The sequence below is a fragment of the Bacillus sp. FSL R5-0286 genome (assembly GCF_038593245.1).
In the GTDB taxonomy this organism is placed as follows: Bacteria; Bacillota; Bacilli; order Bacillales; family Bacillaceae; genus Bacillus; species Bacillus altitudinis.
Window position 1 is genome coordinate 259,723 of sequence record NZ_CP151977.1, and the last position, 25,398, is coordinate 285,120.

Genomic DNA, 25,398 nt, shown 5'->3' on the forward strand with positions numbered 1-25,398 from the left:
CCGCCCAATTTCACTTGGGCGGCCTTATGTGCTATTGAAACAGGACATGCATCAGCTCATCAAATGTCCTTGCATGTGTCAAGGAGTGAAGGCGGTCAGGACTGTCTAACAAATCGACAGCTTGTTCAAAAAATTGATTCATGCAGGCAGCGTCATCTTTCTGAATGGCTAACAAGAAAATCAGAGATACTTGATCTCCCTGCCAATCAATTGGCTGTTTCAATCGTGCAATTGCCACGCAGGAGGTGCCTTCATTTGTGATGAGCGGGTGAGGCATTGCAATCCCCTTGCCAAGATAGGTCGATGACATTTGCTCCCGTTCCAGCACGGAGGAACGAAAAGAAGATGAAACAAGCTGATGCGCCTCCAACCGGCTGCAAAGCGTATCTAATACCTCTTCTTTGCTTGAAAGGTCCACATCCAACAAGGTCAATCGTTCTTGGAAAAAAGCCATCAGCTCCTGTGAAGGGGCACCGTGTCCGTTTAACAGGTGAATGACCTCACTCACACGCTGGACATCATGATGTTCAAAAAAAGCATTCACTTGAATGATTGGTTTCCCCTTTGGTGCGAGAGGTACGGTTGTAATAATCACATCACATGGCAAAGTGGTGCTAAAAGCGTAATCCTGATAAGAATAAAGCTCAACAATCTCAAGCTCATGTTGAAAGGCCGCCTTCAATTTAATTTCAAGCAGACGTGCCGTTCCTAGTCCAGACCCGCATACAATAATGGCCCTCTTTTTTTGTGAGGTGTCAAGATGACTTCTTTCAAATGAAGCAGCAATATGTAAGGCAACATATGCCGCTTCATCTTCATTTGGCGTCCGTACCAGCTGTAAGGCATTGAGTCCGCTGACGGCCAAATCAAACGGATAAGGGTAAGATGTTTTGATCTCATGCAAAAGCGGATTTTGTAAAGACACGCCGTATTGAATTCGATTTAATAATGGCTTCATATGCAGCATCAAATCTTGACGCAGGATATCGTCATCTACAAAACGATGACCGCTTGTTTTTTCAATGTGCTGGAGAAATCGTGTCACCGCCTGACGTACTTCTTCTGTCGTTTGGTGCTCATCAATTTCTTTCCACGTTTGATTCGCTAAGAGATGCATCACCAAGTAATCTGTTTCATCCTCTGATAAGGTGACATGAAACGTGTCGCTTATTTGATGCGTGATCTTTTGAGCGATTCTTGTTAACACTGGCGGTCTTTGTGTGTGAGTAGTACTGGCGGGTATCCGCTGTTTTTTTTGCGTTTGTTGAATGGCAATCGCTAAGTGAATCACTAAATTCTTTAGGGCAATATCTTTAATGAGCAGTGATTCTTGATATAGATTTGTCAGCACAATGGATCGAATGGTTTCAAGTGAAATGTCAGGGAAATGAAGCTGTTCCCGCTCAGTTATATGAGATAGGGCGGGTTCTTCTTCGAGCAGTAAGTCTGCGTAGCACGTCCTTTTTTGCAATTCGTCTCCGTCTACTTTTAAGCCAAATCCAGGCTTTGAGACAAGGGTCATACCGTAACGGGCTAACAGCTCCCGTCCTTTTTTTAAATCACTGCTGACCGTCATACGGCTGATGAACAATTCTTCTGCTAATTGATCAATTTTTAAGTAGTCTGATTGAAGCAATAATTTTCTCATCATAAATCGTATGCGCTCTTCTGGCATGACGGGTACGAGAGAGCGGGCAGGAAGCTTTTGCTGATGAAGCCAAAGCAGGAAAGCGTCTTGGTCACTTGTTAAGAGCGTATACCCTTTCCCGCGGATGGTCTTGATCATGGCTCCAGCTTGTGTTAACAGTTCGTTTGCTTCTTTGATTAAATTGCGGATGGAGCGGTCAGATAAGCGAAAAGAGGCAGTGAGCTCCTCCAGCTTCACGAACCCTTTCGTTTCAAATAGCCGCTGAATGAGCTGGTAGGTTCGAGTATCTGCCGTCATCATCATTGCGCCGCTCCTTGTTCCTTTAAGGCATCAGCTCCAAGGGCGATGGCTCCCATTAAACCAGATAATCCGTCAAAGGAAGGCTTTGTGACGATTTCATTTAATGGCTTTGGTAGTTGTAAGTAACCATGAAGTCGCTCGTCTGTTTCTTCAAGGATGAGCGGCAGCAAGGCCGGCTGTTTCATGACACCTCCACCAAAAATAATGCGTTCTGGTGAAAGGGTGAGTAATAAATTTGCGGTCATTTGCCCAAGATAATAAGCTTGAAGTGACCAGGCAGGGTGCTCCTCTGGCAGCATTTGTGCCAATGTATGATAGCGGCCTTCTATGGCAGGTCCAGATGCCAATCCCTCTAAACAATCATGATGGATCGGGCAGCAGCCCCCATAGGTGTCATGAGGGTGGCGCTGAACGGTGATATGTCCCATTTCTGGATGAAGCAGTCCGTGAATGAGGCGGTTTTCAATATAGGCACCGCCGCCGATTCCCGTCCCAACCGTGATATAGATCAAGGAATTTGGTCTGTCTGTTTCTGTTGAAAAACGAGCTTCACCGAGCGCCGCACAGTTCACATCCGTATCAAGCTTCATAGGGAGACCGAGTGCTTGTTTTAAGGTTGAGAGTAATGGAAATTGGCGCCAAGCTGTTTTGGGTGTTTCGAGAATCGTTCCATAGCTGGGGCTGTGTTCTTTTACATCGACAGGTCCGAATGCGCCTATGCCAATCGCATCAACTGGATGCTCTGTAAAGTATTCGATCACTTGCCGGCATGTTTCTTCTGGGTTCCCTGTTGCAAAGGAAGTCATATGTTCAATCGTTCCGTCTGTTGTTCCGTAGCCGCAGACAAATTTTGTACCGCCTGCTTCGATGCCTCCAATTCGCATGATCAATGCCCTCCATTAAAGAGGGGCGGAATCCAAATGGATCCCGCCCCTACATGTTCATTTTTTCTTTACAATGTAGGTTTGTACCTGACAAGGTGTGAGCGGTTCAATGTGTAATGATCCATGTTGTGCTTTCAGTATATGTCCTTCAGGTGTTTCGCCTAAATTCGCTGTTTCTCCATGTTGTAGAGATGAACTATTGATTGAAGCGGCTGTTTGACGTGTTAAATATGGATTGAAGAGACGAATGACAATGCCTGTTCCATGCTCTTCTTTTTTCAAAGCGCTTAGAACGGCCCCGTCTGTTTCAATGTCAAGCAGGCTATAAGTAGATTGTAAGTCTTCTTTTTCATCTCGGAAAGAGAAAATTAAACGACCGTTTAAAAAGTCTGCCCGCTCGTAGCACTGAACCGGGGTGGTGTAACGTTTAGCAAGCTGAGCCAAGTGTCCTTCACTTACCGCTTCTTGGCTATAGTGCATGCCAAAGGAGAATGATAGCGATCCTTGAAGCTGGGCATCAGGTGTTTCCACGATTTTTTCTCCAGAAGCCCGGCCGGGACGGTAAAGAAGGTTTTCTTTCCCCATTTTTCCGAAACAGCGGAAGAGTGTGTAAGCAATGGTTGTGTAGCCCGCGCCTGTGATTTGGTATTCTCTGACGCAGTCCGTCAAAAGAGAGATACCATATGCTTCATCGCGAAGTGCAACAAATGATTGCATGGGTTCAATGGTAATCGGTTTTTCTTCCCAATGTTCATTGTTCCACCATTCTAGCTCTTGCGTCAGCTCCGTTGGACGTTCGATGGTGCCAAACTGTTGATCGCTGAGTGATACGTTTGATGCAATACCTGTATCAAAGAGTACCCGTAGACGGTGGTCTAGCGCATGGTTGTCCACATTCACATGAAAACGGATGACCGCTTCATCTTTATTTAAAGCCACCTTCGCTGTGATCGGGAGGGAAGTCGTCCCCTTTTGCTCCGAGCGTTCCTCTAAATCATATGGGACAGTCAATTGAAGCTTGATGGTGAGCTCTTCCTGTAAACTGCTTTTAGATACGGTAATGTCTGCTGATGAGATATCTTTAGATGATACATAAAGATCCTCACGCGGTGGTGAATAGTTATAAGAATCCCCATCATCTCCGTTGTCTTCAAAGATCATTTGCTCAGAGAACGTTCGTCCAGTCTGTTTATCCGTAATTTCTAATGACCCATTGTCATTTGCTGTAATGTGGTAAAACGTATTTTCAATGACACGACCTTCTGTTTTTTCCAAAATGGATTCACTAGATTCATCGAAAACCATGCTGACTTGTGTATAACCAACGGATGGCAAGTCGACTGCTTCAATGAGTAAAACTGCTTTCCATACTTGCTTTGGCATGTACACTTCTTTGCTTGGGTTAAGTGAAATCTGCTGTGCTAAGACATAATCTGTCACATCGGTTTTGTTTTTGACTGTGTAGTGAAGAGTTCGTCCATCAGCGTCTTTTAGTGTAAATGGACGTTCTGTGATAAAGGTTTCGACTTCAATGACTTCAGAGCGCTTTGAAGGCAGTGTGTTAAATAAAGTGAACGTGATTTCTTGCTCAGTTTGCAGCCGGATGGCGATGAGACGCATGTGTAAGTCCACCAGATTCTCGGCGATTTCTTTTGCCTGCTTGTAGCGGAAGAAAACGTCTTGATTTGTCGTGTCACTGTTACAGCCGCCAATGCTGTCATGCGCTGCATTTTCAAACATGAGGTACCAAATATCACGTACCGTGTCATGCGGATAGTCATGTCCGAGTGAATAGCTGATTGTAAGGATCGGCTCCATCACATTGACAAGATAGTTTTCAATTTGGTTGTTTAAGATTTTCAAATCTGCTCTTGTTGAAAAAATGGACTTATGAATTCGCATATGCTTGGCATGAATGAGTTCTCCTTCTAATGTCTCAAAAGAAGTCCGCTCTTTTTTCACTGCTGCAATGTAGTCTTCTAAACTGCTGATTTGATAGTTATGCTCGTCTATTTCATTGGCTTTTTCTAATAAGTCAGGCAGGTTTTTACGAATAGGCGCTTGGTCAAAGCCATTTGGGAAATAGACATTCTTTGTCGTGGCTTTTGCTTGCAGCGCCCCGATTTTTTCAGAAAGAAAGGCTTGCAGGTCTTCATCCTTCTCAGGAATATTTCCTCCGTAGTAGTAGCCGAATGGCAGATTCACTGCAAACACTTCACTGCCATCCGCCCCGCGCCAATTAAATTCTGTGTGATTCGTCATATGATCAGAAACGCCGCGCCAAAAGGCTGTATCGACAATACCAAAGCCTTGATAAATTTGAGGCATTTGTGCAGATTGACCGAAGGAATCAGGGACATAACCGACCTTCATGACATGTCCAAACTGCTGACAGCGCTCAATCCCATATTGCAGGTTTCGTACAATCGATTCCCCAGAAATAACGAGCTGATCCGTTTGTGTATACCACGGACCGATGATGAGGCGTTTTGCTGTGACGAGCTGTTTGATTCGATTTTCATCCTCTGGGCGCCATTTCAAGTAATCATCTAGCAAGGATGCTTGTGCATCGAGCATGAAGTAATGGAACCGTTCATCTGTTTCGAGGGTGTCCAATATGTCCATTACGCTTTTCATTAAGTAGATACGGGAGCGGGAGGTGGTAAAATACCATTCCCGGTCCCAGTGAGTATGTGGAATCACATGTACATTGACAGTCATTGTGTAACGACACCTTTCTTTGTTCAAATTATCCTTCTAGCACAAGGTCAAAATCATCTTCTTCTTTCTGCTTCTGATCATGTTCTGGCTTTTGGGGTTCTTTTTTCTCAGAGAAGTTCACAAGCAAGTTGGCGCCAATTCCAATAACAAGTGCGCCAGTTAGTGCGCCGATTAAATACGCCCACCAGTTTCCTACTGAGAAGAATCCGTATAGTCCACCAATTGGCGGCATGATGTCATGGACACCTAATAAGGCAGCAACCCCGCTTCCTGCAGCACAAGCGACGACATTCAGCGGAATCAATTTCAAAGGATTGACGAGTGTAAAGGGAATGGCTCCTTCTGTAATCCCGATAATCCCCATCACAAGGCCGCCTCGTCCAGCTTCTCTGAAGGTAGGAGAGAAGTTGCGTTTTCGAATCAATGTCGCAAGCCCGTATCCTAGCGGCGGAATGACAATCGCGATATTGACGAGAATGGCAGGAAGATAGACACCTGATAGGAAGAGTGCGTTACCAGCCATCCAAGCTGATTTATTCACTGGGCCGCCAAGGTCAAAGCCAATCATTGCACCTAGAATGAGAGCAAGTGCGAGTGTGCTCGTTCCATCTGCGACCATGCCTTTGATCCATTCAATTAATGCGGTGTTCAAAGCTCCTAATGGACCGCCTAGCAGAACGGACATGAGAAGTCCGGTTAAGCCAACAGTAATGAGCGGTAAGATAAGCAGAGGGACGAGTCCAGCTGCAGAGCCTTGAATTTGAATTTTTCTTTTCACAAAGAGAGCGACATATCCGGCAAAGAAACCTGCAATGACGGCGCCGATAAAACCAGCATTTGTTGAGCTGGCAAGCGCTCCGCCGATAAAGCCGGCCGCAAGACCAGATTTATCCGCAATCGAATAGGCAATAAAGCCAGCGAGCAGTACGTTCATTAAGCCAATGCCTGTCCAGCCAACCTGTTCCATCAAATAGGCACCATGTAAAATGTCGCCTGCATCTTTATAGGCGTTTAAATCTGACACACCAAAACCTAACCCGACTAGTTTGGCTAAACCAACGATAAGTGAAGCTCCGATGATCACCGGAAGAATATAAGAAATACCGGTCATGAGGTGGCCTTCAATGACTTTTAATTTTGCTTTCATTCTGCTTTGCTCCTTTCTATATGGTATTGCTCTTGTTTATTGGGATTCAGATTTTTTCTTTTCAACCAGCGCAACGGCTTTTGTGATGATTTGCTCGGCATTTTTTAGAGCGCGCCCGATTTCGACACGAACAGTAGGAATACCTGAGAAGCGTTCAGCGTCGTTAATGTGCTGATTGGAGGCAATGATGCAAAGGTCTGCCTGCTTGGCTTCCTCTGCTGTAATGCCATTCACCTGTCCCATAATTCCTTGTTGCTCGATTTTAATCTCGTGTCCAAGCTGTTTACCCGCATTCTCTAATGCTTTTGCTGCCATTGGTGTATGAGCTAACCCTGCTGGGCATGAAGTGACACCGACAATTTTCATTGTGTAATCCCCTCTTTCAATTGTTGTTCAATGACTTCGTAATAATAGTCTGCTGTTTGACCGGGTTGAATCTTTTCGATGAAAGCAGGCTCCATTAAACTTGTGGCAATGCCAGACAGTAATTTGAGGTGTGTGACATTGGCCTCTTCAAGTGGAACGAGCAGTGTAAATAAATAGCTTGTTGGCAAATCGTCGAAGCTTCCCCATTCAATGGGTTGTTCAAGTTCTAAAAAGAGAAGTGAAGCCGTTTGAACAGCAGAGCTTTTTGTATGAGGAATCGCAAAACCTTGCTGAAGTCCTGTTGAGACTTCGTCTTCGCGTTTCAACAAATCTGTTAATAACCCTGACTGATCGTTTGTAATGTGAAGGTCTTCAGCTTTCTCGGAAATGTATTGTAAAATCTCATTCTTTGATCGACCGTTTACTTGTGTAAAAACATGATCTTTTTGGAACAAGCTGATCCCTTCTCTCTTGTTTGTTAAGCGCTTACAATTTGATTGTAATGTACTTTTCGACATGGTTAAATAGCATCATTTTCCGTTTGAAATGGCAAAAAGTTTATGAAGCGAACAGACTAGTCATCTGAATATCTCAAATCCTAGCTTAAAACGAGTTTAATTATGTCAAAAATAGATTCTACTAAAAAGGATTCTGTGATATTCTTCCAAGGTATTGTAAAAGATAAGGGGGTCTTTTCATGTTTAAAAAGCAGGTCAAATCCTGTGTGGTTGTACTCATGGCCATCATTCTATGTATGGCTGCATTACCTGGGTACGAGGCATCAGCAGTTAGCAAGGGCACAAGTGTCAATGAAGCCATTGGGTTAAAAAATGGTGAAGTCATTTCAGGTACATTACAGAATGAAAAAGAAGAGTCATGGTACCAAATCACGCCATCTGCAGATGATGTGGCAAAACATACACATATGCAAATTTCTGTCAAAAGCAAACAAGTGTTATCTGTATCGGTCTACCCAAGTAAGGATAGAGCGATAAAAGATGACACTTATTCGAGATATCGTGTGGACACAGCAAGTGGAGAGACAGAAATCAACTTCCCGCATGCATGGTCAGGTCCTTACTATGTCAAAGTGCTGTATTTAGGTTCAGAGGAAGACAGCCGTGATGAGGAAGAGGATGCAGCATATACAATCGGGTATAAAGGTGCGAATCTTCCGCCATCTGAACCGATTTTCCCTGAAGAAGAAGAGCCAACGATCATCATTATTGAGAAAAAGCATGGACGTGAAATTCTTCAATCCATTCGTACGATCGAAGACAAACGATTCAATGAAACAGCCGATGGTCAGAAGCTTACACGTCTGCTACAAAAAACAAAGCCGTTTCTCAAATCTAAACTCATCAACAATCAAAAAAAGCAGCAAACGGTGTACAATCATTTGCTGACATTAAAATCATTGCTGAATGACGTAGAGAAAAATGGTGCATTCAGCGGTCATATCGTCACAGAGAAAGAGCAACAGGCGATCCGTTCCCTTTTTGATATGCTCAAAGAGGCAAGTCCAGCCTATTTAAAAAAGGAATTAGAAACAGTGGGGCAAAAAGTAGGAATCGATCAGCTTGAAGGAAAATCGATCGGTTATGTATTAGAGAAACAAAAGCTTGTTCCAGAAGAAAAGGTCAACACAAACAAAATCATCTTTAAATTAAAGGATGGACAAACGCTTCAATCCGCAAAAAAGAAAATGAAAAGCTACGGAATTCAAGAAAACCGTGTGACATCTCAGTCAGTAAATCCTTTATTTAAAGGAATGTATGTTTATGATGTACCGGCAGGGAAAGAATCAGCTGGCAAAACGCTGAAAGCAGGCAAAGCTGTGATCAAAAGCACGGCGAGAAAGCTTTCTAGTATGCCGAATGTTGAATTTGCAGAGCCTGTACAAACGTATCGTGCGCTCAGCAATGACGCGCAGTATGGTTACCAGTGGCCGCTGAAAAACAGTGCCCAAAACAGTGGGAAAAAAGGCGCTGATGTGAAGTTTGAACAAATGAATACATTGATTGGCACAAGCAAAATGAAGCAAACGTTAATCGCTGTTGTGGATACAGGTGTCGACAGCCGTTTGTCTGATTTAAGCGGAACGGTTCGTACAGACTTAGGTGCCAATCTCATCGGCCGTAATAAAGATGCAATTGATGACAATGGCCACGGTACCCATGTGGCAGGTATCATTGCAGCAAAAGCCGATAATCATTACTCCATGGCGGGGCTGAACCAACATACAGGTATCATCCCAGTCAAAGTACTGGATGCGTATGGAAATGGAGATACAGAGCATATTGCTCTTGGCATTAAACATGCAGTGGACAAAGGTGCAAAGGTCATCAACATGAGCCTTGGCGGCTACTACAGCAAGGTCATTGAATATGCGATGAACTATGCTGCACAAAAAAATGTATTAGTGGTAGTGGCAAGCGGAAACGATGGCATTCCAGAAATGGGTTATCCTGCGACTTCCAAGTACGCCATGGCAGTTGGTGCAAGCAATCGCATGGATATTGCCGCTGAATTCTCAAGCTATGGGAAAGGATTAAGCATGTCCGCACCAGGGTCTGATATCCCAAGCTTAATGCCTGATGGGAATGTTTCATACCTGAGCGGGACATCAATGGCTACACCGTATGTTGCAGCAGCAGCAGGATTACTGCTTTCTAAAAATCCAACCCTGAAACCAAATCAAGTGAGAAATATTTTACAAAATACAGCGGATGATATTTCATTTAAAGCTGTTGATGGAACAGATGACATTTTCTATGATGAATATGACGAGCCTGTTGTTGATCCGAAAATTCCGGGTATCGATTGGATGACAGGACATGGCAGACTCAATGCTTTTGCCGCGTTAAGTGCTGTTGAATTAAACGCATCAGTTAACAAAGTAGAAGATCAGCATCAAAAGGTGACAGGAAAGGCGAAAGCCGGCGCTGCCATTTCTGTGTATAGAGGCAAAACCCTGCTTGGAAAAGGCACGGCAAGCAAAAAAGGAACCTTTAGTGTGAAGATCAAGCATCAAAACAAAAATAAAGTGCTTCACATCAAGGTGTCAAAAGGAAAGGCTGCGACTTCCCTCAAAACGGTCGTGAAAAAGGGCAAAGCGCCAGCTAAGCCAAAGGTGAATCGAGTAACAGTGAAAAGTAAAACGGTCAAAGGAACTGCGGGTGCAGGCTTGACAATCAAGGTGAAGAACAAATCAAAGAAAGTCATTCAAACGGTCAAAACCAATAGCAAAGGCGCATTTACGGCTAAAATCAAGCCGCAAAAAGCCAAAACCGTCTTGTATGTGACGGCTTCAGATGTGAGAAAAAGAGAAAGTAAAGCAGTGAAAGTTGTTGTGAAAAAATAGTCTTGTAGCTTCCCTTTTGAATAAAAAGGGAAGTTTTTTGTTTTTTGCTGGAAAAATGACAATAACTGTCGATAGTAATATAGTAGGAAAAAAAAGGAGGATTTATCGATGAAAAAAATCATGTTTGCTTTCTTTCTATCATTGCTTCTCGTTTTCCCAAGCTTTGCACATGCAGAGGAAACAGGAGCAGTACCAGCATCCGTACAAGTAACAGGCGTCACAGCAGCAGACGGTGGTATGGTCAATTACGGTTCTGGCAGTAAATATCGTGTAGGTTCATATTATCCAGCTACTTTTAAAGGAACATTAAAGGACACAAGTGGTCAACTCATGGCGAATCAGCCAATTCAGCTTTATTTTGAAGCAGCAATCAAATCATATGCTCAAACAGCGACAGGTACAACAGACGAGAATGGACAATTTTCACTAACGATTCAAGTGCCTGCAGGTGCAGGCTACCGTACATACAATAATGCAGGCTGGTCTACACATTACTACGATATCGTTCCAGTGACTTTCACTTCAAACGACATCACGCTATCTTCAAATGTGACAAGTGTGTACCATTTGGCATATACATCACGTTACTAATCTGCTAGAAGATGCGACTTGGCGCAAGCCCTGTCGTTTTCATAGAAAAAAAGGATGTCAGCTAGTGACATCCTTTTCTTTTTGTTAGCAAACCTGCTGGGCGGCAACCGAAAGAGTCGATAAACAAACACTCATGAGCCGTTTCTCCCAGATTCGATCGAGCATTGAGCTTTACATCTTGAGCTTTGATGGATAAGAACTTTGAATACTTGAGCTTTCAGCTTTGAACGTTCAGCTTTGAGCTTTTATCATGGATCATCCTAAGATGATCATCAGATGAGGAGGGAATGACCTTTCCCTCGGAGGTGTTTAGTCCTATCGATTTTCGGCTCACTAACAAAATCGACTAGTCGATCTGTATTTTTGTCAAGGTATTGCTTTCTGATAAGGAGAAATCCACTTCCATTTGGAAATCTTCAATCTCTTTCGAAAGCTGTTCAATCTTCACTCGAAGACGAAGAGGGTCAATGATCGCCGCCTCATTTTCAGCTAGGAATGACTTGACGATCTCTTGGTTGGCAGCGGCTTGTGTTTTTCCGTCTTTCCCAAATAGTGTTTCTAAATGTTGATCCAGTCTCTTTTTCACATCTTCATTGATTTGTTCTGACCGGTCAACCAGCTCTGTGTAGACCTTTTTTAATTTTCGTAAATAACGAATATCGTAATCTATGGATGTCTTGCGTTCAATGGCTTCTGCTACGGTCATGCTAACACCCGCCACCTCAATCGTTGTCGTAGCATTCGACACAACGATGGCTGATTTAATGGCATTTCGGCGTTTGATTAATGCTTGAATCGATTGGTCATCTGCTTTTGCCTTTTTTTCTACTTCTTCTTGATTTTGAAATCCGTTCTGTATATGTTTCCCGATGACCAAGCCACCGAGTACAGCTTCATCAATCGTTCGGTTGATTCTTTTATCTAACATTTTCAGTTCACTTAATGCTCTTGTAATGGTCATTTCCATATTAACGACAGCTCCCTTGATTCATCCTGAAAATCATAGATTCCTATCATATACCAAAATGTCTTTGTTTTGCTAGTGATATCCTTTTTTGGAACAAACAAAAAACCTGGTGCTATACACCAGGTTTTTCTCGTTTTTTCTGAATCCATGTTGTCATGTAATAGGCAGCATAGCAGAGTGCGATAAAAGGGATACCGCATATAAGAGCAATACGCTGATTTGGATCAAAAGCAATGCCGATCACAGATGCAAGGCATAGGAGGAAGGCAGCAATCGGAACCACCGGATAGAGCGGGGTTCGGAAAGATAAATCATGAAGCTGCCCGCCATCCTGTAAGAATTTTTTGCGAAACATGAACTGTGAAGCTGCAATTCCCATCCATACAACAACAACGGCAAGTCCAGAGATTGAAACAAGAACCAGATACACCGTTTCAGGTGCGATGACACTCGATAGCAAAGAGAGAATGCCCCCAATCATACTCAAAATGAGTGCATTCAAAGGAATTCCCTTTGACGTCAATTTTGCCAGCTTTTTAGGTAATGTTCGTTCTTCAGAAAGGGACCATAGCATGCGAGATGAGGCGTATAGCCCTGAGTTTGCAGCAGATAAAATCGCTGTCAGAATGACAAAATTCATGAAATCTGCCGCATAAGGAATACCGATGCGGTCAAAGACCACAACGAAAGGACTTTTGATCACCCCGGCTTCTTCTACTGGAATTAAGCCGGCTAAGACCACGATCGTTCCGACGAAAAACAGGACAAGGCGCAGCACAGTCGTGCGAATCGCCCGGGGAATGGTCTCATCGGGATTGACGCTTTCGCCCGCAGCAATCCCGATCAGCTCAGTACCCGAAAAAGCAAAATTAACAGCCAGCATGGTCATTAAAATCGGTAAAAAGCCGTTTGGGAAGAGACCCCCATCTCCAGTGAAGTTAGAGAAGAACGGAGCGGCCTCACCGCCTTTTAGTGGAATCAATCCAAACATCGCCGCTCCGCCAAGAATAATAAAGAGAATAATAGCCATGACTTTAATGCTAGAAAACCAAAATTCCGATTCTGCAAAAAACTTAACTGTAAAAGCATTGAGTAAAAAGATGAGAAGCGCAAAAACACCGCTCCACATCCAAACCGATGTGTCCGGGAACCAGCGCTGCATTAAAAGACCTGCCGCTGTAAATTCTGAACCAAGTGCCACGGTCCATGTCAGCCAATAAAGCCAAGCCACTGTATAGCCAGTGCCGGGCCCAATGTATTTTGTTGCATATGTGTGAAAAGCGCCTGTAACCGGCATTGCGACAGACAGTTCACCTAAACAGAGCATCACGAGGTACACAATTAATGCCCCAACCAGATAAGCCAAAATCGTTCCCGCAGGTCCGGCCTGATTGATCGTATATCCTGAACTTAAAAAGAGTCCTGTGCCAATCACGCCACCTAAAGAAAGCATGAACAGGTGACGGCTTGTCATTTTTCGTTGATATTGTTGTGACTGATCTTTTGCTTGTTCCATGTCTTCCCGCCCTTTTGCTTAGAAGTATGTGTGTTGAGTCATGATGCTACGATGTTGCCTGTTTTAAGATATCTGTAATATCTTCTGGTGTCGTCCGGCAGCAGCCGCCGATGATTTGTGCACCGTCTTTATACCATTGCTGCGCACATTCACCAAATGTATGGTGAGACGTATCGCCGCTCCAAACCTTTTCCTCAGGATCATATAATTCCCCTGAGTTCGGATACACGACAATCGGTTTGCTCGTCCCTTTTTTCATCTCCTGAATAAGAGAAGACATATATTGCGGCGGTGTACAGTTTACGCCAACAGCAGCGATCTGCTCATATGGCTCAAGTGCTTGTACACAGTCTCTAAGTAAATCTCCTTCACTAATGTGCTGACCATCCTTTGCACTAAATGTAATCCAGGCATATACACCACTGAACTCATCCTGCAGCAGTTTAGCGATAGCGATTGCTTCAATGAGACAAGGGATGGTTTCACAAGCGAGAATATCTGCACCAGCCTCTACCAATGCTTGAATTCTTGGTCTGTGAAAATCAATGAGCGCCTGTTCTGTGAGTCCGTAATTTCCCTTATATTCTGAACCGTCAGACAAATAAGCACCGAAGGGCCCCACAGATCCAGCGACGAATGGTTTTGTCCGCTCTTTACGATGTGTCTCATCCTGCCAAAACTGCTCGCATGCTTCTTTTGCTAACGTGACAGATCGTTTCATTAATTCGATGGCATCTTCTTTTGTGTAGCCTTTTTCAGCAAAGCCATCAATCGTCGTTTGGTAGCTGGCTGTTGTTGCACAGTCAGCACCTGCTTGGAAGTAGTCCAAGTGTACTTGCTGAATCAATTCTGGCTGTTCAATGAGGATTTTGGCTGACCATAAACTGTCGTTTAAATCACAGCCCTTTCGTTCAAGCTCCGTTGCAAGTGCACCATCTAAAATCAAAGGTGTGTGAGCCTGTAAACGGCTTTGAATAGGATTCATATAAATCAAACAGCCTCCTTTGTCGATCGGAAATAATGGATATGATATGAGGCAGTAGTTTAAATGACTAAAGTGTTTTTGTCAAGGAGAGGAATAAGCATCATACGACGGAAAAACCCTGAAAACATGCGGGTTTGAGTGCATAAACATACAGTTGAAATAATAGAAAACCAAGTCATTGACAGCCTCTAAAAAGAGATATATATTATGGAAAGGTTCATTTCAGAAAGCTTCATCAAAAGGCGCCGTCTTTTGATTTTTATTTTGTCCAACGACTGTCTTCTTTCGTGCAGAAAGAGGGTTTTTTATATGCTTAGAAAAGGAGGAAAGAAGAAATTGAAAAAATGTGTAAAAGATATTGCAATGATTCTAGTTGGTTCTTTTTTATTTGCTGCAGCTGTGAACATGTTTGTCATTCCACTTGAGTTTGGTGAAGGCGGCGTAACGGGGCTGTCCATCATTTTCTACTATATGTTTGAGATTGCGCCGTGGCTGACAAACCTTGTGTTGAATGCGATTTTATTACTTGTGGGGTATAAATACTTGGACAAGAAGACCACGATCTACACAGTGGTAGCTGTCGCAAGTAACTCTCTATTTTTACATTTGACCACTACATGGGTGGTGAATGTCCATGAATTGATCATTGGTTCTATTTTCGCAGGGATCATCATTGGTATTGGCATTGGTCTTGTTTTAAGAGCGGGCGGTACAACAGCGGGATCTGCCATTCTTGGGCGAATTGCGAATAAGTATCTAGACTGGAACGTGAGCTACGCCATCTTGTTCTTTGATCTGATTGTTGTTTTTGCTTCTTACTTTATTATTGGTGCGGAAAAATTAATGTTTACGATTGTGATGCTGTATGTGGCGACTAAGGTGATGGATTTCGTCATAGAAGGGCTTAACACGAAAAAAGCAGTGACGATTATTTCTTCATGCAAAGATGATATTGCAGAAGAAATCAATCACACCTTGGATCGAGGCGTGACCATTTTAAACGGTCGCGGTCATTATTCGAAGGAATCGAAGGAAATTCTCTATGCAGTCATTCAAAAACAGGAGCTGATGCGTTTAAAGAAAATCATTAAGAAAATTGATCGAGACGCATTCGTTGTTGTCCATGATGTGCGTGATGTGTTTGGAGAAGGATTTGTGAATATATAAAAAGTAAAAAAAAGACACCTCCACTATAAAGTGGGGGTGTCTTTTCATATGTTGAGTGATCTTATGTTTAAGGGACTATTTTTTCAAGGTATCATCTTTTTTCTCGTTACTTTTCAGAAAGAAAAAACGTATACACTCAGCAATGGCGGCTCCCACCACAAACAGAATGATGGGTGTAATGGTAAAAGGTTGTTTGAAGATGAACAAATACACGATATAACACAAAGTTAGTGTAATGACTAAAGTGAGATAATTACTCCACATTTTTTTCAAGGTCATCAGCTCCTCGTTTTTTAAGGTCTACCATTATTCGGTATTGGTTGGGTTGAAAAGAACTAGCCACTTTCAGCCGTTCTCATCACTTTAATTCGAGTTGAGTGTTCGTAAAACTTAGTATGATGATCATAAGGATAAGCCATTGTGAATGAACTTCTTAATTCCATACAATTCAGCTTATCCCTTTAAAATAAAGAGATTAAATAAGTTGTTTCCTATGATATTCGTTCCTGTGTATGTTTGTTGTCTACAATAGACACACGCTAGATTTATCTTGATCAGGTGAAGCCTTGAAGAAAGAGAAACTTCCTGTATGAAAAATTTATAGGGACGTTGAGTGTGAAAAGTTGCAAAAGATACCTCTTGTCACATCATACTATGTATTGTATAGTATAAATAGTTAGGAGTTGTAAACATGAATGCACAACTAAAAAAAGGATTACTGGAATTCTGTGTACTGGCGGTATTAAAGAAAGGCGATTCCTATGGTTATCAAATGATTAAAGATATGTCCCATTGCATTGAGATTTCAGAATCGACATTATATCCGATATTAAAGCGGTTAGAGCAAAACAATTATGTGGAGACCTATTCACAGGAACATAACAGTCGATTAAGAAAATACTACCGGATGACTGGGAACGGACGGGAGCATATCGCGCAATTTTTAGCGGAATGGGATCAAGTGATGGCGATTTACGACTTTATTTCTGGAGGACAGAGCAATGAATAAAAAAGAATTTTTAGCCAGCTTGGAGAAGCATCTGCATCGTCTGGGCGAAAAAGAAAGTGATCGGTTCATCGAGTATTACGATGAAATGATCGAGGATTATCAGGAAGATGGCTACAGTGAACAGGAAGCAGTTCATCAAGTCGGTCAGCCTGCCATTATTGCTGAAGGGATTTTAAAGGAACAAGGAATCAAAACCATTCAGGTGCCGACGTTTGGAGAAAAAGCCACAAGACTCTCCATCCTCATTTTAGGCTTTCCGTTATGGGGCAGCATTCTAGCAACAGTCTTCCTGCTGATTCTTTCTGTGTATATGGTGATTTGGTGCGTTCCACTCGTGACAGGTACAATGACGCTAGTTGGTTTACTCGGTGGTTTTTGGAGTATCATTGGTTCTCCATTTATTTTTCAGGATGGTTTGCATGTGGTGGTGACGCAGATCGGAGTTGGGATTCTTCTATTAGGTGTCGGATTATTAAGCGGCATAGCCACGGCGTATTTAACAAAGCTATTTGTGCAAGTGACTGTTCAAACCACTAAGGCATTCATGGGAATGTTTAAAAAGAAGGTCGTGAGAGTATGAACGTGAATGATTTAAAAAAGCAATGCATCAAATGGGGGATCATCTTCACCGTTGCCGGAGGAATTGTCATGGCAATTGGTTTTGGACTTTCAGGCTTTGATCTAGATGCATATCAAAACAATGACCAGAACAATGTGTTCCGCACGATCAATTGGAGCAAGCCATAAATGAAAGACCCGCTTATGCGGGTCTTTTTTTCGCTCTGGCAACAAAGAAAAAATAACAGCAAAGTGCGCCAAGGTCACAGAGCATAATAATCAGTCCCATGGGAAAGGCAGTCTGGCTTCCAGCTAAGCCGACAAGGGGTGTCATGCATGCGCCAAGAAGCATTTGTGCCACACCGATGAGGGCAGCGGCACTTCCAGCATGCGCACCGTGATGCTGCATCGCAAGAGAAGGAGCAGACGTGCCGACAATCCCAACGCTTGAGACCACAAAAAAGAGCGGGATGAGGATGCCATAAAGCCCTGCATCAATAGAGATCATCACACACAAGGTGACGCCCCCTAAAGCAGCTGTCAGCAGCCCAATGCGAAGGACTTTCTCCTCACCAATTTTCGCAGCAACGCGGGCAAATACTTGTCCGGCTGTGATGATGCCAAGACTATTCACCGCAAAGGCAGCGCTGAAGCCTTGCGGAGAAAGGTTGAAAATCTCCTGCAATACAAACGGTGATCCAGAGATATACGCAAACATGGCGGCGAAGACAAGTCCTTGTGAGAGAGCATATCCGACAAAGAGTCGATCGCTCGCTAGAATTTTCATCGCACCTAGGATTTGTTTGAAGCCTCCAGTCTGTCTACGTTCCACAGGTAAGCTTTCTTTCAATGAAAACATCGATCTTAGAAGCATGAGCGCCCCGAGGATTCCTAGCAGAACAAACACACCCTGCCACGTCGTGAACCGTAACATTTGTCCGCCCACGATCGGTGCCGCTGCTGGAGCCACTCCGTTGACTAACATGAGCAAAGCAAAGAATTTCGTCATTTCTGAGCCTTCATAATGATCTCGTACGATGGCTCGTGCAATGACAATGCCTGCTGATCCAGCAAGTCCTTGAATCAGCCTTAAAAGAATGAATGTCCAAATTGATGTGACCACTGTACATAAAAGAGAGGCCGCAATAAAAATGATTAATCCAACCATCAGCGGCTTTCTTCTGCCGACTGTATCACTGATTGGACCTGCAATCAGCTGTCCAAGCGCAAGTCCAATCAAACAAGCCATGAGACTTAATTGAGACAGCGCCGTGCTTGCTTCAAAGTCACGGGCGATATTAGGTAAAGCAGGTAAATACATATCCATTGCCAGCGGTGCAAGGGCTGTTAAAGAGCCAAGAAGCGCGGCAAGGAGGAATCGATTTTTTTTCGATTCTTGGGGATAAGATAAAGAATTCATATGATGCCACTCCTCGTATACGTCCTCAAATCAGCATAATGAATCAAGCTTTCCATTTCAATCAAAATTTTCAAAGAAGTTTTCGTGCAAAATAATTGATCTTTAAAAGAAGACTCTTTACATTGAATGAGTAGAGAAAAGAATCAGATCATCGGCATGCAGTGATTGCATGATACGTATATCCATTCATAGACAAACAGGAGGTGCTGGCATGGAGCAGCAAGAGTTGATCATTCGTCAAGCAGTGAGTGAAGATCATGAGGCGATCACACATGTGCTGATCAAATCATACGCACAGTATGAGCCTCAATTTACAGAGGAAGGCTGGCAAAATTATTCTGCAGCCCTGCGAGCGGCTGTAGATAACCCAAACATGGAGTTGATGCTTGTGGCCGAGCTTGAGGGCAAGGTCGTGGGGACCCTTCAAATGTTCCGATCATCAGAACAGGCATATGACAAGCCGGAGATGGGCATTACTTCAGCGATTGTCCGGTTTTTAGGGGTAGATCCTGATGTGAGAGGAAAAGGTATTGCAGAGTCCTTGTTGCGTAAAAGTATAGAACTGACGCAATCGTGGGGCGAGAACGTCCTGTACCTTCATACGTCGGATAAAATGCAGGCCGCCATTCGTTTATATGAAAGAATGGGCTTTGAACGGGCACTTGATAAAGAATTTGTGAATCAAAATGGGACGCATGTGAAGAGCTATCAGTATGTGATCAAAAAAGAACAGCCGGCTGGCTCATAACACGCTGCATAAGAAGAGGAAGAGCATGTCCTGCATGGACGGGGCTCTTCCTCTTTCTCATGATACCCATACGTTCAGTGCCATATATGAAAAGCACCATGAGATTAATCCGAACATGACAAAGAATTTCAACACATGTTCATAAGGGGTCAGCTTTCGATCTCTTTTCGTTTTTACAAGCCGCCAGTAAAGGGCATAGCCACAAAAAACCAAGATGATTTGTCCGAGTTCTGCTACGGTTTCGATGATTGTGATTCCGTTCATTTGTTTTCACCTCACCATATGTCTTCCATACGCAGCAGCAGTGAACCTTTATTTCTTCAAAAGAAAGCAGTGTATACTAGAATAAGAAGTAGATGCAGAAGGGGTTGTGACCGATTGTTTCCGCTATATGCAAATTCTTGGGATGACGTCATTGAGAGAAAAATCAAATACGATGATCAGGTTGTGGAACATACGTGTCAGCTGTTAGATGCACAGGAGCAGCAAGTCGTGTTGTTTCATAAAATTCAAGAACCATTTACAATGGTTGCTGGTGATGGCACTGTCACGATTCCAAAAGGGAGTTATACGACCGCCTATTATTGGATGGACCGGCCTTACAATGTCTATTTTTGGCGGGATGATCAAGGCAATGAACTTGGCTCTTATGTGAATATCGTCAGACATACATGGTTTGAAGAACGGGTGGTGATATTTGAAGATTTATTGATTGATCTACTCGTTCTTCCGAATGGTGATTTCTTTGTTTTGGATGAAGATGAACTGCCGGAGAGTTTAGCTTCCTTTGAACACGGCTCGGTTCATCGAGCACTCCGTGATGTCATCCATTCGTTAGCGCACATCCTCGATCAAGTGAGGCTGGATGCGAAAGGGAAGTATCATCACACCCTCTTTCAGAAGATATTGAAATAGAAAAAACGATTCCTTGCTGAAAGGAATCGTTTTTTTATCAAACCTTGATCCGGTTTAGTCGTTTTTGTAAAGCAGTTTTTGTTTTAGATGCTTTTAGTTGTTTGACCGCACTTTGAGCGGTTGCTTTTGTTTTCTTTGTTCGTTTGGCTTCGGCTTTTTTGACTTTTTGTTTGGCATCTGTCACTTTCTTTTGATAGGCGACTTGTTTTTTGACTTTGTCGAGCCGGTTTTGTAGGCTTGTTTTTTCTTTGCCTTTGGATAGCTTTTTAATAGCCGTTTGGGCACTTTTAATCGAGCCTTGGGTTTTACTTTTTTCAGCTGATTTGACCTTCGCTCGTGCGTCACGAATATCAATGGCTGTTTGGACTTTTTTGACTCGGTCAGTGAGTGCGGTTTTTTGCTTGCTGGCAGTGAGTCTGCCAATTTTCGTTTTGGCTTGATCAACATCTGTCTGTTTTTTAGATGTTTCGGCTGTCTTGACTGCGCTTGTCGCAGCCTTTAAAAAGGTTGACTGCGGCACATATTGCACGCGGCCATAGCCGAATTGTGGATCTTTTCCTTTTGCACCAAGATCCACTGTATAGCTGCGCAATAAAGTGCGGAGCTGAACATTTGTTTTCTTAGGATGTAGCTGTTTTAACAGTGCCAGCATCCCTGTGACATGTGGTGCCGCTTGTGATGTACCCGTGGCATACCAATATTCGTTTTTCAAATAGGTACTGATGACGTTCTCGCCGGGAGCGGAAAATTCAATTCCTTTCCCCGTATTAGAGATGGAGGCGAGTTTGTCTTTGTCAGTCGTTGCGGAAACAGCAATGACGCTATTGTATGCGGCAGGATAACTAATCCCATTCTTCTTTCCATCATTTCCACTTGCAGCAACGACCAGCAGTCCTTTTTTGTATGCTTCATCAACTGCTGAACGTAAAATCGGAATGTTATCTTCAAAACCTAGACTTAGGTTGATGATGTCCATCTTATTGCTAATTGCCCAATCAATGCCTCGGAGCAGACTGTATAAGTCGCCTTCTCCTTTTTTATCTAATACTTTTACAGCATACAGCTTCACACCAGAAGCGACACCGACCGTACCGTAATCATTATTGAGCGCCCCAATTGTACCGGCGACATGTGTTCCATGTCCTTCATCATCTTTGTAAGAAGACGTGTAATCGACGAATGATTTACCACCGGCTACCTTTAAATCTTCGTGTGGGAAAATACCAGTATCGAGAACGGCTACTTTCACATTTTTCCCTGTCACGCCTTCTTTGATTGCTTGCTTTACATTGAGCTTCTGCAAGTTATAAGATTTTTGTACCAAAGCATCCTGACCACTAGCAGCAGCCGTTTTTTTCACGGTAGAAGCAGCGAGTTTGACCCTAACGTTTTTTGAAACATAAGCGATGTTTGGGTCTTTTTTAAGTGAGGTGACAGCTTGCTCATCTGCTGTCACTGCTACAGCTGGAAGATGTATGTATTGAGCGTTCACTTTTTCACTTTCTTGAATAGCCGTTTGTTTTCCTTTTTGATTTTTATAGACGATGATGACATCTGTTTCTTTTGGTGGTGCAGCTGCCTGCGAATGGAAGGGCAAAGCAGTTGTCAAAGCAAGAAGAAACGCGATGACCACGACGATTTTCTTTTTCAAGGCAATGGCTCCTTGCATATGAGGTGACCTCCGTCTTTTTTTTCTTTATTATATCGGAGAAATAAGGTAGATGGTTAGAAGAATCATAGTCTAGAAAGAAAGTTTTTTTCACACGTATCCCGAAATTGAATTTCATAGAATTCTAGTAGACAATAGAGAGATCATAATATGAGAAAGAAGGACATGCCGATGAATGTAAAAGAGTATATGACGTATGATGCGACGGGACTGGCGTCACTTGTGCAGAAAAAGCAGGTCACGCCCGAAGAGCTTGTACAAGCTGCATTTACTAGATTGGAAGAAGTGAATCCAGTACTAAATGCGGTGATTCAGACTAGACGAGATCAAGTGTTCAAAGACATGAAGTCACTAGATGCGGATCAGCCGTTTGCTGGTGTTCCGTTTGTGTTGAAAAATATATCGCAGGGGCTGGAGCATGAACCTTTGACCGCGGGTGCTTTGCTGTTAAAGGATGTAAAGGCGCAAAAAGATTCCCACTTTGTCCGTCGATTGAAGCAGGCTGGGCTCCTCATGATCGGTCATACGAACACACCTGAATTCGGATTGAGAAATGTGACAGAACCCTTTTTATATGGTCCGACGAGAAACCCTTGGAATGCTGACTATTCTCCGGGCGGTTCAAGCGGCGGGACGGCAGCAGCTGTGGCAAGCGGCATCGTACCTGCGGGTGGAGCGAGTGATGGCGGAGGGTCTATTCGGATTCCGGCATCCTTTACTGGTTTATTTGGACTCAAACCAACAAGGGGGAGAACACCGGTCGGCCCGGGTGCAGGAAGGCAGTGGCAAGGAGCTTCCATTGACTTTACGCTCACAAAAACAGTTCGAGACAGTGCAGCCCTGCTTGATTTGCTTCAAGTCATTCAGCCAGAGGCTGCGTTCCAAACGCCATTATATGACGGCAGCTATCAGGAGGATTTGGTGAAACGAACCTCTTCTATGCGAATTGCTTACAGTGTAGACTCTCCAGTAGGCACGAAGGTGAGTGAGGAAGCAAAGCAGGCAGTCTTGAACACTGTGAAATGGCTGAGTGAACAAGGGCATCAAATAGAAGAAGTGAAGCCGGACATTGATGGTGTCCATCTGATGCAGCAATATTACGTCATGAACAGCGGTGAAATGTCTGCCTTATTTACCTCTCTGGCTCGTTCATTCGGGCGTCCGGTGAAGCCGGAGGAGACAGATATTGTGGCATGGGTACTGGCGGAAGCAGGAAAAAATGTGACGGCTGCTGCTTATACAGAAAGTCTTGATGCATGGGATATGGCCGCTGCAAAAATGGCCGCATTTCATCAAACCTACGATCTATATGTGACCCCAGCTACTGCCTATTCGGCTCCAAAGGTTGGCGAGCTGATGCATAACGATCAAGAAATTGATGCATTGTTACGTGTGTCATCCCTTTCAATGCAAGCACAGCAGGATCTGATTTATGAAATGTTCCTCAAGAGTTTGACCTACACACCATTTACACAGCTGGCTAACCTAACCGGCCAGCCATCTATGAGTGTGCCAGTTCATCTCACAGAAGCAGGCATGCCTTTAGGCGTACAGGTGACAGCACCGAAAGGAAAAGAGGACTGGCTGCTCAGACTGGCGTCAGAAATAGAATCATCCTCATTATGGAAAGGAACGCATCCATTACTGAATCAATAATACAATGGCATTGACGTTGGTCTATGGAGGAAAGGAGTGTCACACGTGAGTACGAAGGACAAAATCATTCAAACGGCCGCACTTCTTTTACGTAAACAGGGGTATCATGCGACAGGGTTGAATCAAATCATTAGAGAGAGCGGCACGCCGAAAGGATCTCTTTATTATTACTTTCCAAATGGAAAAGAAGAGCTAGCCATAGCAGCCGTTGAATATATTAGTCAAAGGGTCATCGATCAAATTGAAGAAAGTTTTGCCTATTCTGATGACCCATATGTCGCCGTCGATCATTTTATGACAAATATCATTCGGGGTTTTATGGAGCAAGAAAGTGAAAGAGGGATACCGATTGTCTTACTGGCGGCAGAGTCAAAACCTGAACATACAAAACTTCATGCTGCATGTAAACAAGAAATGATTCGCTGGCAAGAGCTTGTCAAAGAAAAGTTGATGAATAGCGGATATGATGAAACAAAAGCGGATGAGCGGGCATCTCTCCTTCATTCAATGGTCATCGGCGGATTATCAATGACTACTGCATTAAAGCAAACGACACCTTTAGAGCACGTAAAATGTTACCTTAGACACTTATTTATGCGAGAAGAGTAAAATCTCTCGCATATTGCCTATCTATTATATCAATTGGTCTATATAATAAAGATAGTCAATTAGTCATGAGGAGTGATGGGATGTCGGAGCAACCACAATCGATCAAGCAATCCGAAGATACCTCTTTTTATACCGTGTCCGGTTCGGGGGAGCTGTATGGTTTGGAAAATCAGCTTGTACATGTGCTGGCAGAAGCAAATCAAACAAATCAACTGTTTGAGCTTGTCTTAATCACAGGTGGGAAAGGTGCTTACTTTCCGCTGCATTGTCATGAGACGCTATTTGAAACCATCTTTGTGCTGGAAGGGAAGCTGGAAGTGATACTGGACGGTAAAAAGTATATGGTGACGGCCTGTGATTATATTCATATTCCGCCCAAAACAATTCATGGCTATAGAATGCATAGTCACAAAACAAGATTTATTTCTTATGCACTGGGCGGGCAAATGACAGATGTCTATCAGCAAATCGGAAAGAGGCTGTTGCAGAATGAATGGCCGATGACTGATCACCCATTTGATGCAGACAGCTTTCATCAGGCTGAAAAAGAAAGCGATATCATGTTGATGCACGGCATTAGGGAGCTATCCAATACAACCAAGCCAGCTGTTTTGTTTCATAGTCAGCTCCCGCGCGCAGTGCAGCCATATGTGCTGGAGGCTGGTGAAGGAAAGCAATACATGGTCGAAGGTCAGCTTCATGAGCTGATTGCGACAACAGAAACAACAGGAGGCGGATTCAGTTATTTTGTGATTGAAGGGACAAAGGGAAAAGGCTTACGTCCGCATTATCATGAAGTGCATACAGAAGCACTTTATTGTGTTGAAGGCAGAATGAATCTTCAGTTAAACGGAGAAAATATTTGCTTGATGCCGGGGGATTTTGCTTATATTCCTCCGAATACCGTTCACTCGTATGAATTAGTGTCTCATTCAAATAAATTTTTGGTTTTGCTGCTGCCTGGCTATATTGAGCAAGTGTTTGAACAATTTGAAGAAGCACAAAGTCCAGGTATGTGCCCTTATTTTATACAGGAAGGGAACATGATGGAGGGTGGGGAGACCTCTGCTCAGTATGATTTGGTGTTTGTCGAAGAAAAATAGCTGTGTAACGCGTTACACATATTGAAGTAAACAACCTGCTGAATAAATCGGCGGG

23 protein-coding genes are annotated in these 25,398 nt (G+C 43.4%); 11 read left to right on the plus strand and 12 right to left on the minus strand.

Annotated elements, in window-relative coordinates:
* Nucleotides 1-31 precede the first annotated feature (31 nt).
* The 6 genes from NST24_RS01445 to NST24_RS01470 are packed head-to-tail and all read right to left on the minus strand — an operon-like array spanning nt 32 to nt 7,521.
* Nucleotides 32-1,951: a BglG family transcription antiterminator gene (locus tag NST24_RS01445; protein ID WP_041091186.1), complete on the minus strand. Its 1,920-nt coding sequence runs from the start codon at nt 1,949-1,951 to the stop codon at nt 32-34.
* Nucleotides 1,948-2,832 carry an ROK family protein gene (locus tag NST24_RS01450; protein WP_073415799.1) on the minus strand — a complete coding sequence of 295 codons (885 nt, stop codon included), beginning with the start codon at nt 2,830-2,832 and terminating at the stop codon, nt 1,948-1,950. Before NST24_RS01450 ends, NST24_RS01445 begins: the two co-directional genes overlap by 4 nt.
* A gap of 57 nt (nt 2,833-2,889) precedes the next feature.
* Complete coding sequence (gene mngB, locus NST24_RS01455; RefSeq protein ID WP_342462206.1) at nt 2,890-5,553, minus strand: mannosylglycerate hydrolase; 2,664 nt, start codon at nt 5,551-5,553, stop codon at nt 2,890-2,892.
* A 28-nt stretch (nt 5,554-5,581) separates the two neighbouring features.
* Nucleotides 5,582-6,700, minus strand: coding sequence for a PTS fructose transporter subunit IIC (locus NST24_RS01460; RefSeq protein ID WP_342462207.1), 1,119 nt, complete (start codon nt 6,698-6,700; stop codon nt 5,582-5,584).
* Nucleotides 6,701-6,736: 36 nt separating this feature from the next.
* Complete coding sequence (locus NST24_RS01465; RefSeq protein ID WP_007498438.1) at nt 6,737-7,066, minus strand: fructose PTS transporter subunit IIB; 330 nt, start codon at nt 7,064-7,066, stop codon at nt 6,737-6,739.
* Nucleotides 7,063-7,521, minus strand: coding sequence for a PTS sugar transporter subunit IIA (locus NST24_RS01470; RefSeq protein WP_024719036.1), 459 nt, complete (start codon nt 7,519-7,521; stop codon nt 7,063-7,065). Before NST24_RS01470 ends, NST24_RS01465 begins: the two co-directional genes overlap by 4 nt.
* 242 nt (nt 7,522-7,763) lie before the next feature.
* Between NST24_RS01470 and NST24_RS01475 the strand changes: the two genes are divergently transcribed.
* Nucleotides 7,764-10,430 carry a S8 family serine peptidase gene (locus NST24_RS01475; RefSeq protein WP_342462208.1) on the plus strand — a complete coding sequence of 889 codons (2,667 nt, stop codon included), beginning with the start codon at nt 7,764-7,766 and terminating at the stop codon, nt 10,428-10,430.
* A gap of 108 nt (nt 10,431-10,538) precedes the next feature.
* Complete coding sequence (locus NST24_RS01480) at nt 10,539-11,021, plus strand: hypothetical protein (protein WP_007498435.1); 483 nt, start codon at nt 10,539-10,541, stop codon at nt 11,019-11,021.
* Nucleotides 11,022-11,367: 346 nt separating this feature from the next.
* On the opposite strand, the gene NST24_RS01485 is transcribed toward NST24_RS01480, so the two are convergent.
* The 3 genes from NST24_RS01485 to mmuM all read right to left on the minus strand — a co-directional run bounded on the left by NST24_RS01485 (nt 11,368) and on the right by mmuM (nt 14,489).
* Nucleotides 11,368-11,988 carry a hypothetical protein gene (locus NST24_RS01485; protein WP_017360397.1) on the minus strand — a complete coding sequence of 207 codons (621 nt, stop codon included), beginning with the start codon at nt 11,986-11,988 and terminating at the stop codon, nt 11,368-11,370.
* A 112-nt stretch (nt 11,989-12,100) separates the two neighbouring features.
* Nucleotides 12,101-13,504, minus strand: a complete 1,404-nt coding sequence (gene mmuP / locus NST24_RS01490; protein ID WP_045034642.1) for an S-methylmethionine permease — start codon at nt 13,502-13,504, stop codon at nt 12,101-12,103.
* A 46-nt stretch (nt 13,505-13,550) separates the two neighbouring features.
* Nucleotides 13,551-14,489, minus strand: a complete 939-nt coding sequence (gene mmuM / locus NST24_RS01495; RefSeq protein WP_046526612.1) for a homocysteine S-methyltransferase — start codon at nt 14,487-14,489, stop codon at nt 13,551-13,553.
* A gap of 336 nt (nt 14,490-14,825) precedes the next feature.
* Here mmuM and NST24_RS01500 point away from each other — a divergent pair, with 336 nt between their 5' ends.
* The 4 genes from NST24_RS01500 (at nt 14,826) to NST24_RS01515 (ending at nt 17,412) form a co-directional block, all read left to right on the plus strand.
* Nucleotides 14,826-15,656, plus strand: coding sequence for a YitT family protein (locus tag NST24_RS01500; protein WP_025206673.1), 831 nt, complete (start codon nt 14,826-14,828; stop codon nt 15,654-15,656).
* A 691-nt stretch (nt 15,657-16,347) separates the two neighbouring features.
* Nucleotides 16,348-16,665 (plus strand): PadR family transcriptional regulator, encoded by a 318-nt coding sequence (locus NST24_RS01505; protein WP_035703044.1) that lies wholly within the window; start codon nt 16,348-16,350, stop codon nt 16,663-16,665.
* Entirely contained in the window at nt 16,658-17,245 is a 588-nt protein-coding gene (locus tag NST24_RS01510) for a DUF1700 domain-containing protein (RefSeq protein ID WP_041091193.1), read from the plus strand. The genes NST24_RS01505 and NST24_RS01510 overlap by 8 nt, the downstream gene beginning before the upstream one ends.
* On the plus strand, nt 17,242-17,412 hold the full coding sequence (locus NST24_RS01515; protein ID WP_162835678.1) for a hypothetical protein: 171 nt from the start codon (nt 17,242-17,244) through the stop codon (nt 17,410-17,412). The genes NST24_RS01510 and NST24_RS01515 overlap by 4 nt, the downstream gene beginning before the upstream one ends.
* A gap of 13 nt (nt 17,413-17,425) precedes the next feature.
* On the opposite strand, the gene NST24_RS01520 is transcribed toward NST24_RS01515, so the two are convergent.
* Complete coding sequence (locus tag NST24_RS01520) at nt 17,426-18,643, minus strand: multidrug effflux MFS transporter (protein ID WP_024719029.1); 1,218 nt, start codon at nt 18,641-18,643, stop codon at nt 17,426-17,428.
* Nucleotides 18,644-18,854: 211 nt separating this feature from the next.
* On the opposite strand from NST24_RS01520, the gene NST24_RS01525 reads away from it, so the two are divergent.
* Nucleotides 18,855-19,391 carry a GNAT family N-acetyltransferase gene (locus NST24_RS01525; RefSeq protein ID WP_008342165.1) on the plus strand — a complete coding sequence of 179 codons (537 nt, stop codon included), beginning with the start codon at nt 18,855-18,857 and terminating at the stop codon, nt 19,389-19,391.
* A 57-nt stretch (nt 19,392-19,448) separates the two neighbouring features.
* Here NST24_RS01525 and NST24_RS01530 read toward each other — a convergent pair whose 3' ends face one another.
* Nucleotides 19,449-19,655 (minus strand): hypothetical protein, encoded by a 207-nt coding sequence (locus tag NST24_RS01530; RefSeq protein ID WP_008342164.1) that lies wholly within the window; start codon nt 19,653-19,655, stop codon nt 19,449-19,451.
* A 114-nt stretch (nt 19,656-19,769) separates the two neighbouring features.
* Here NST24_RS01530 and NST24_RS01535 point away from each other — a divergent pair, with 114 nt between their 5' ends.
* Nucleotides 19,770-20,306, plus strand: a complete 537-nt coding sequence (locus NST24_RS01535; RefSeq protein ID WP_242731469.1) for a DUF402 domain-containing protein — start codon at nt 19,770-19,772, stop codon at nt 20,304-20,306.
* A gap of 37 nt (nt 20,307-20,343) precedes the next feature.
* Here the strand turns inward: NST24_RS01535 and NST24_RS01540 are convergent, their stop codons facing one another.
* Nucleotides 20,344-21,957 (minus strand): S8 family serine peptidase, encoded by a 1,614-nt coding sequence (locus tag NST24_RS01540; RefSeq protein WP_342462209.1) that lies wholly within the window; start codon nt 21,955-21,957, stop codon nt 20,344-20,346.
* Between the two features lie 189 nt (nt 21,958-22,146).
* On the opposite strand from NST24_RS01540, the gene NST24_RS01545 reads away from it, so the two are divergent.
* The 3 genes from NST24_RS01545 to NST24_RS01555 all read left to right on the plus strand — a co-directional run bounded on the left by NST24_RS01545 (nt 22,147) and on the right by NST24_RS01555 (nt 25,343).
* The gene (locus NST24_RS01545; RefSeq protein ID WP_342462210.1) at nt 22,147-23,631 is read left to right on the plus strand and encodes an amidase; all 1,485 of its coding nucleotides are present in this window, start codon (nt 22,147-22,149) and stop codon (nt 23,629-23,631) included.
* Nucleotides 23,632-23,676: 45 nt separating this feature from the next.
* Nucleotides 23,677-24,240: a TetR/AcrR family transcriptional regulator gene (locus NST24_RS01550; protein ID WP_024719023.1), complete on the plus strand. Its 564-nt coding sequence runs from the start codon at nt 23,677-23,679 to the stop codon at nt 24,238-24,240.
* Nucleotides 24,241-24,320: 80 nt separating this feature from the next.
* Nucleotides 24,321-25,343, plus strand: a complete 1,023-nt coding sequence (locus NST24_RS01555) for a quercetin 2,3-dioxygenase (protein ID WP_159145358.1) — start codon at nt 24,321-24,323, stop codon at nt 25,341-25,343.
* The last annotated feature ends 55 nt before the right edge of the window (nt 25,344-25,398 follow it).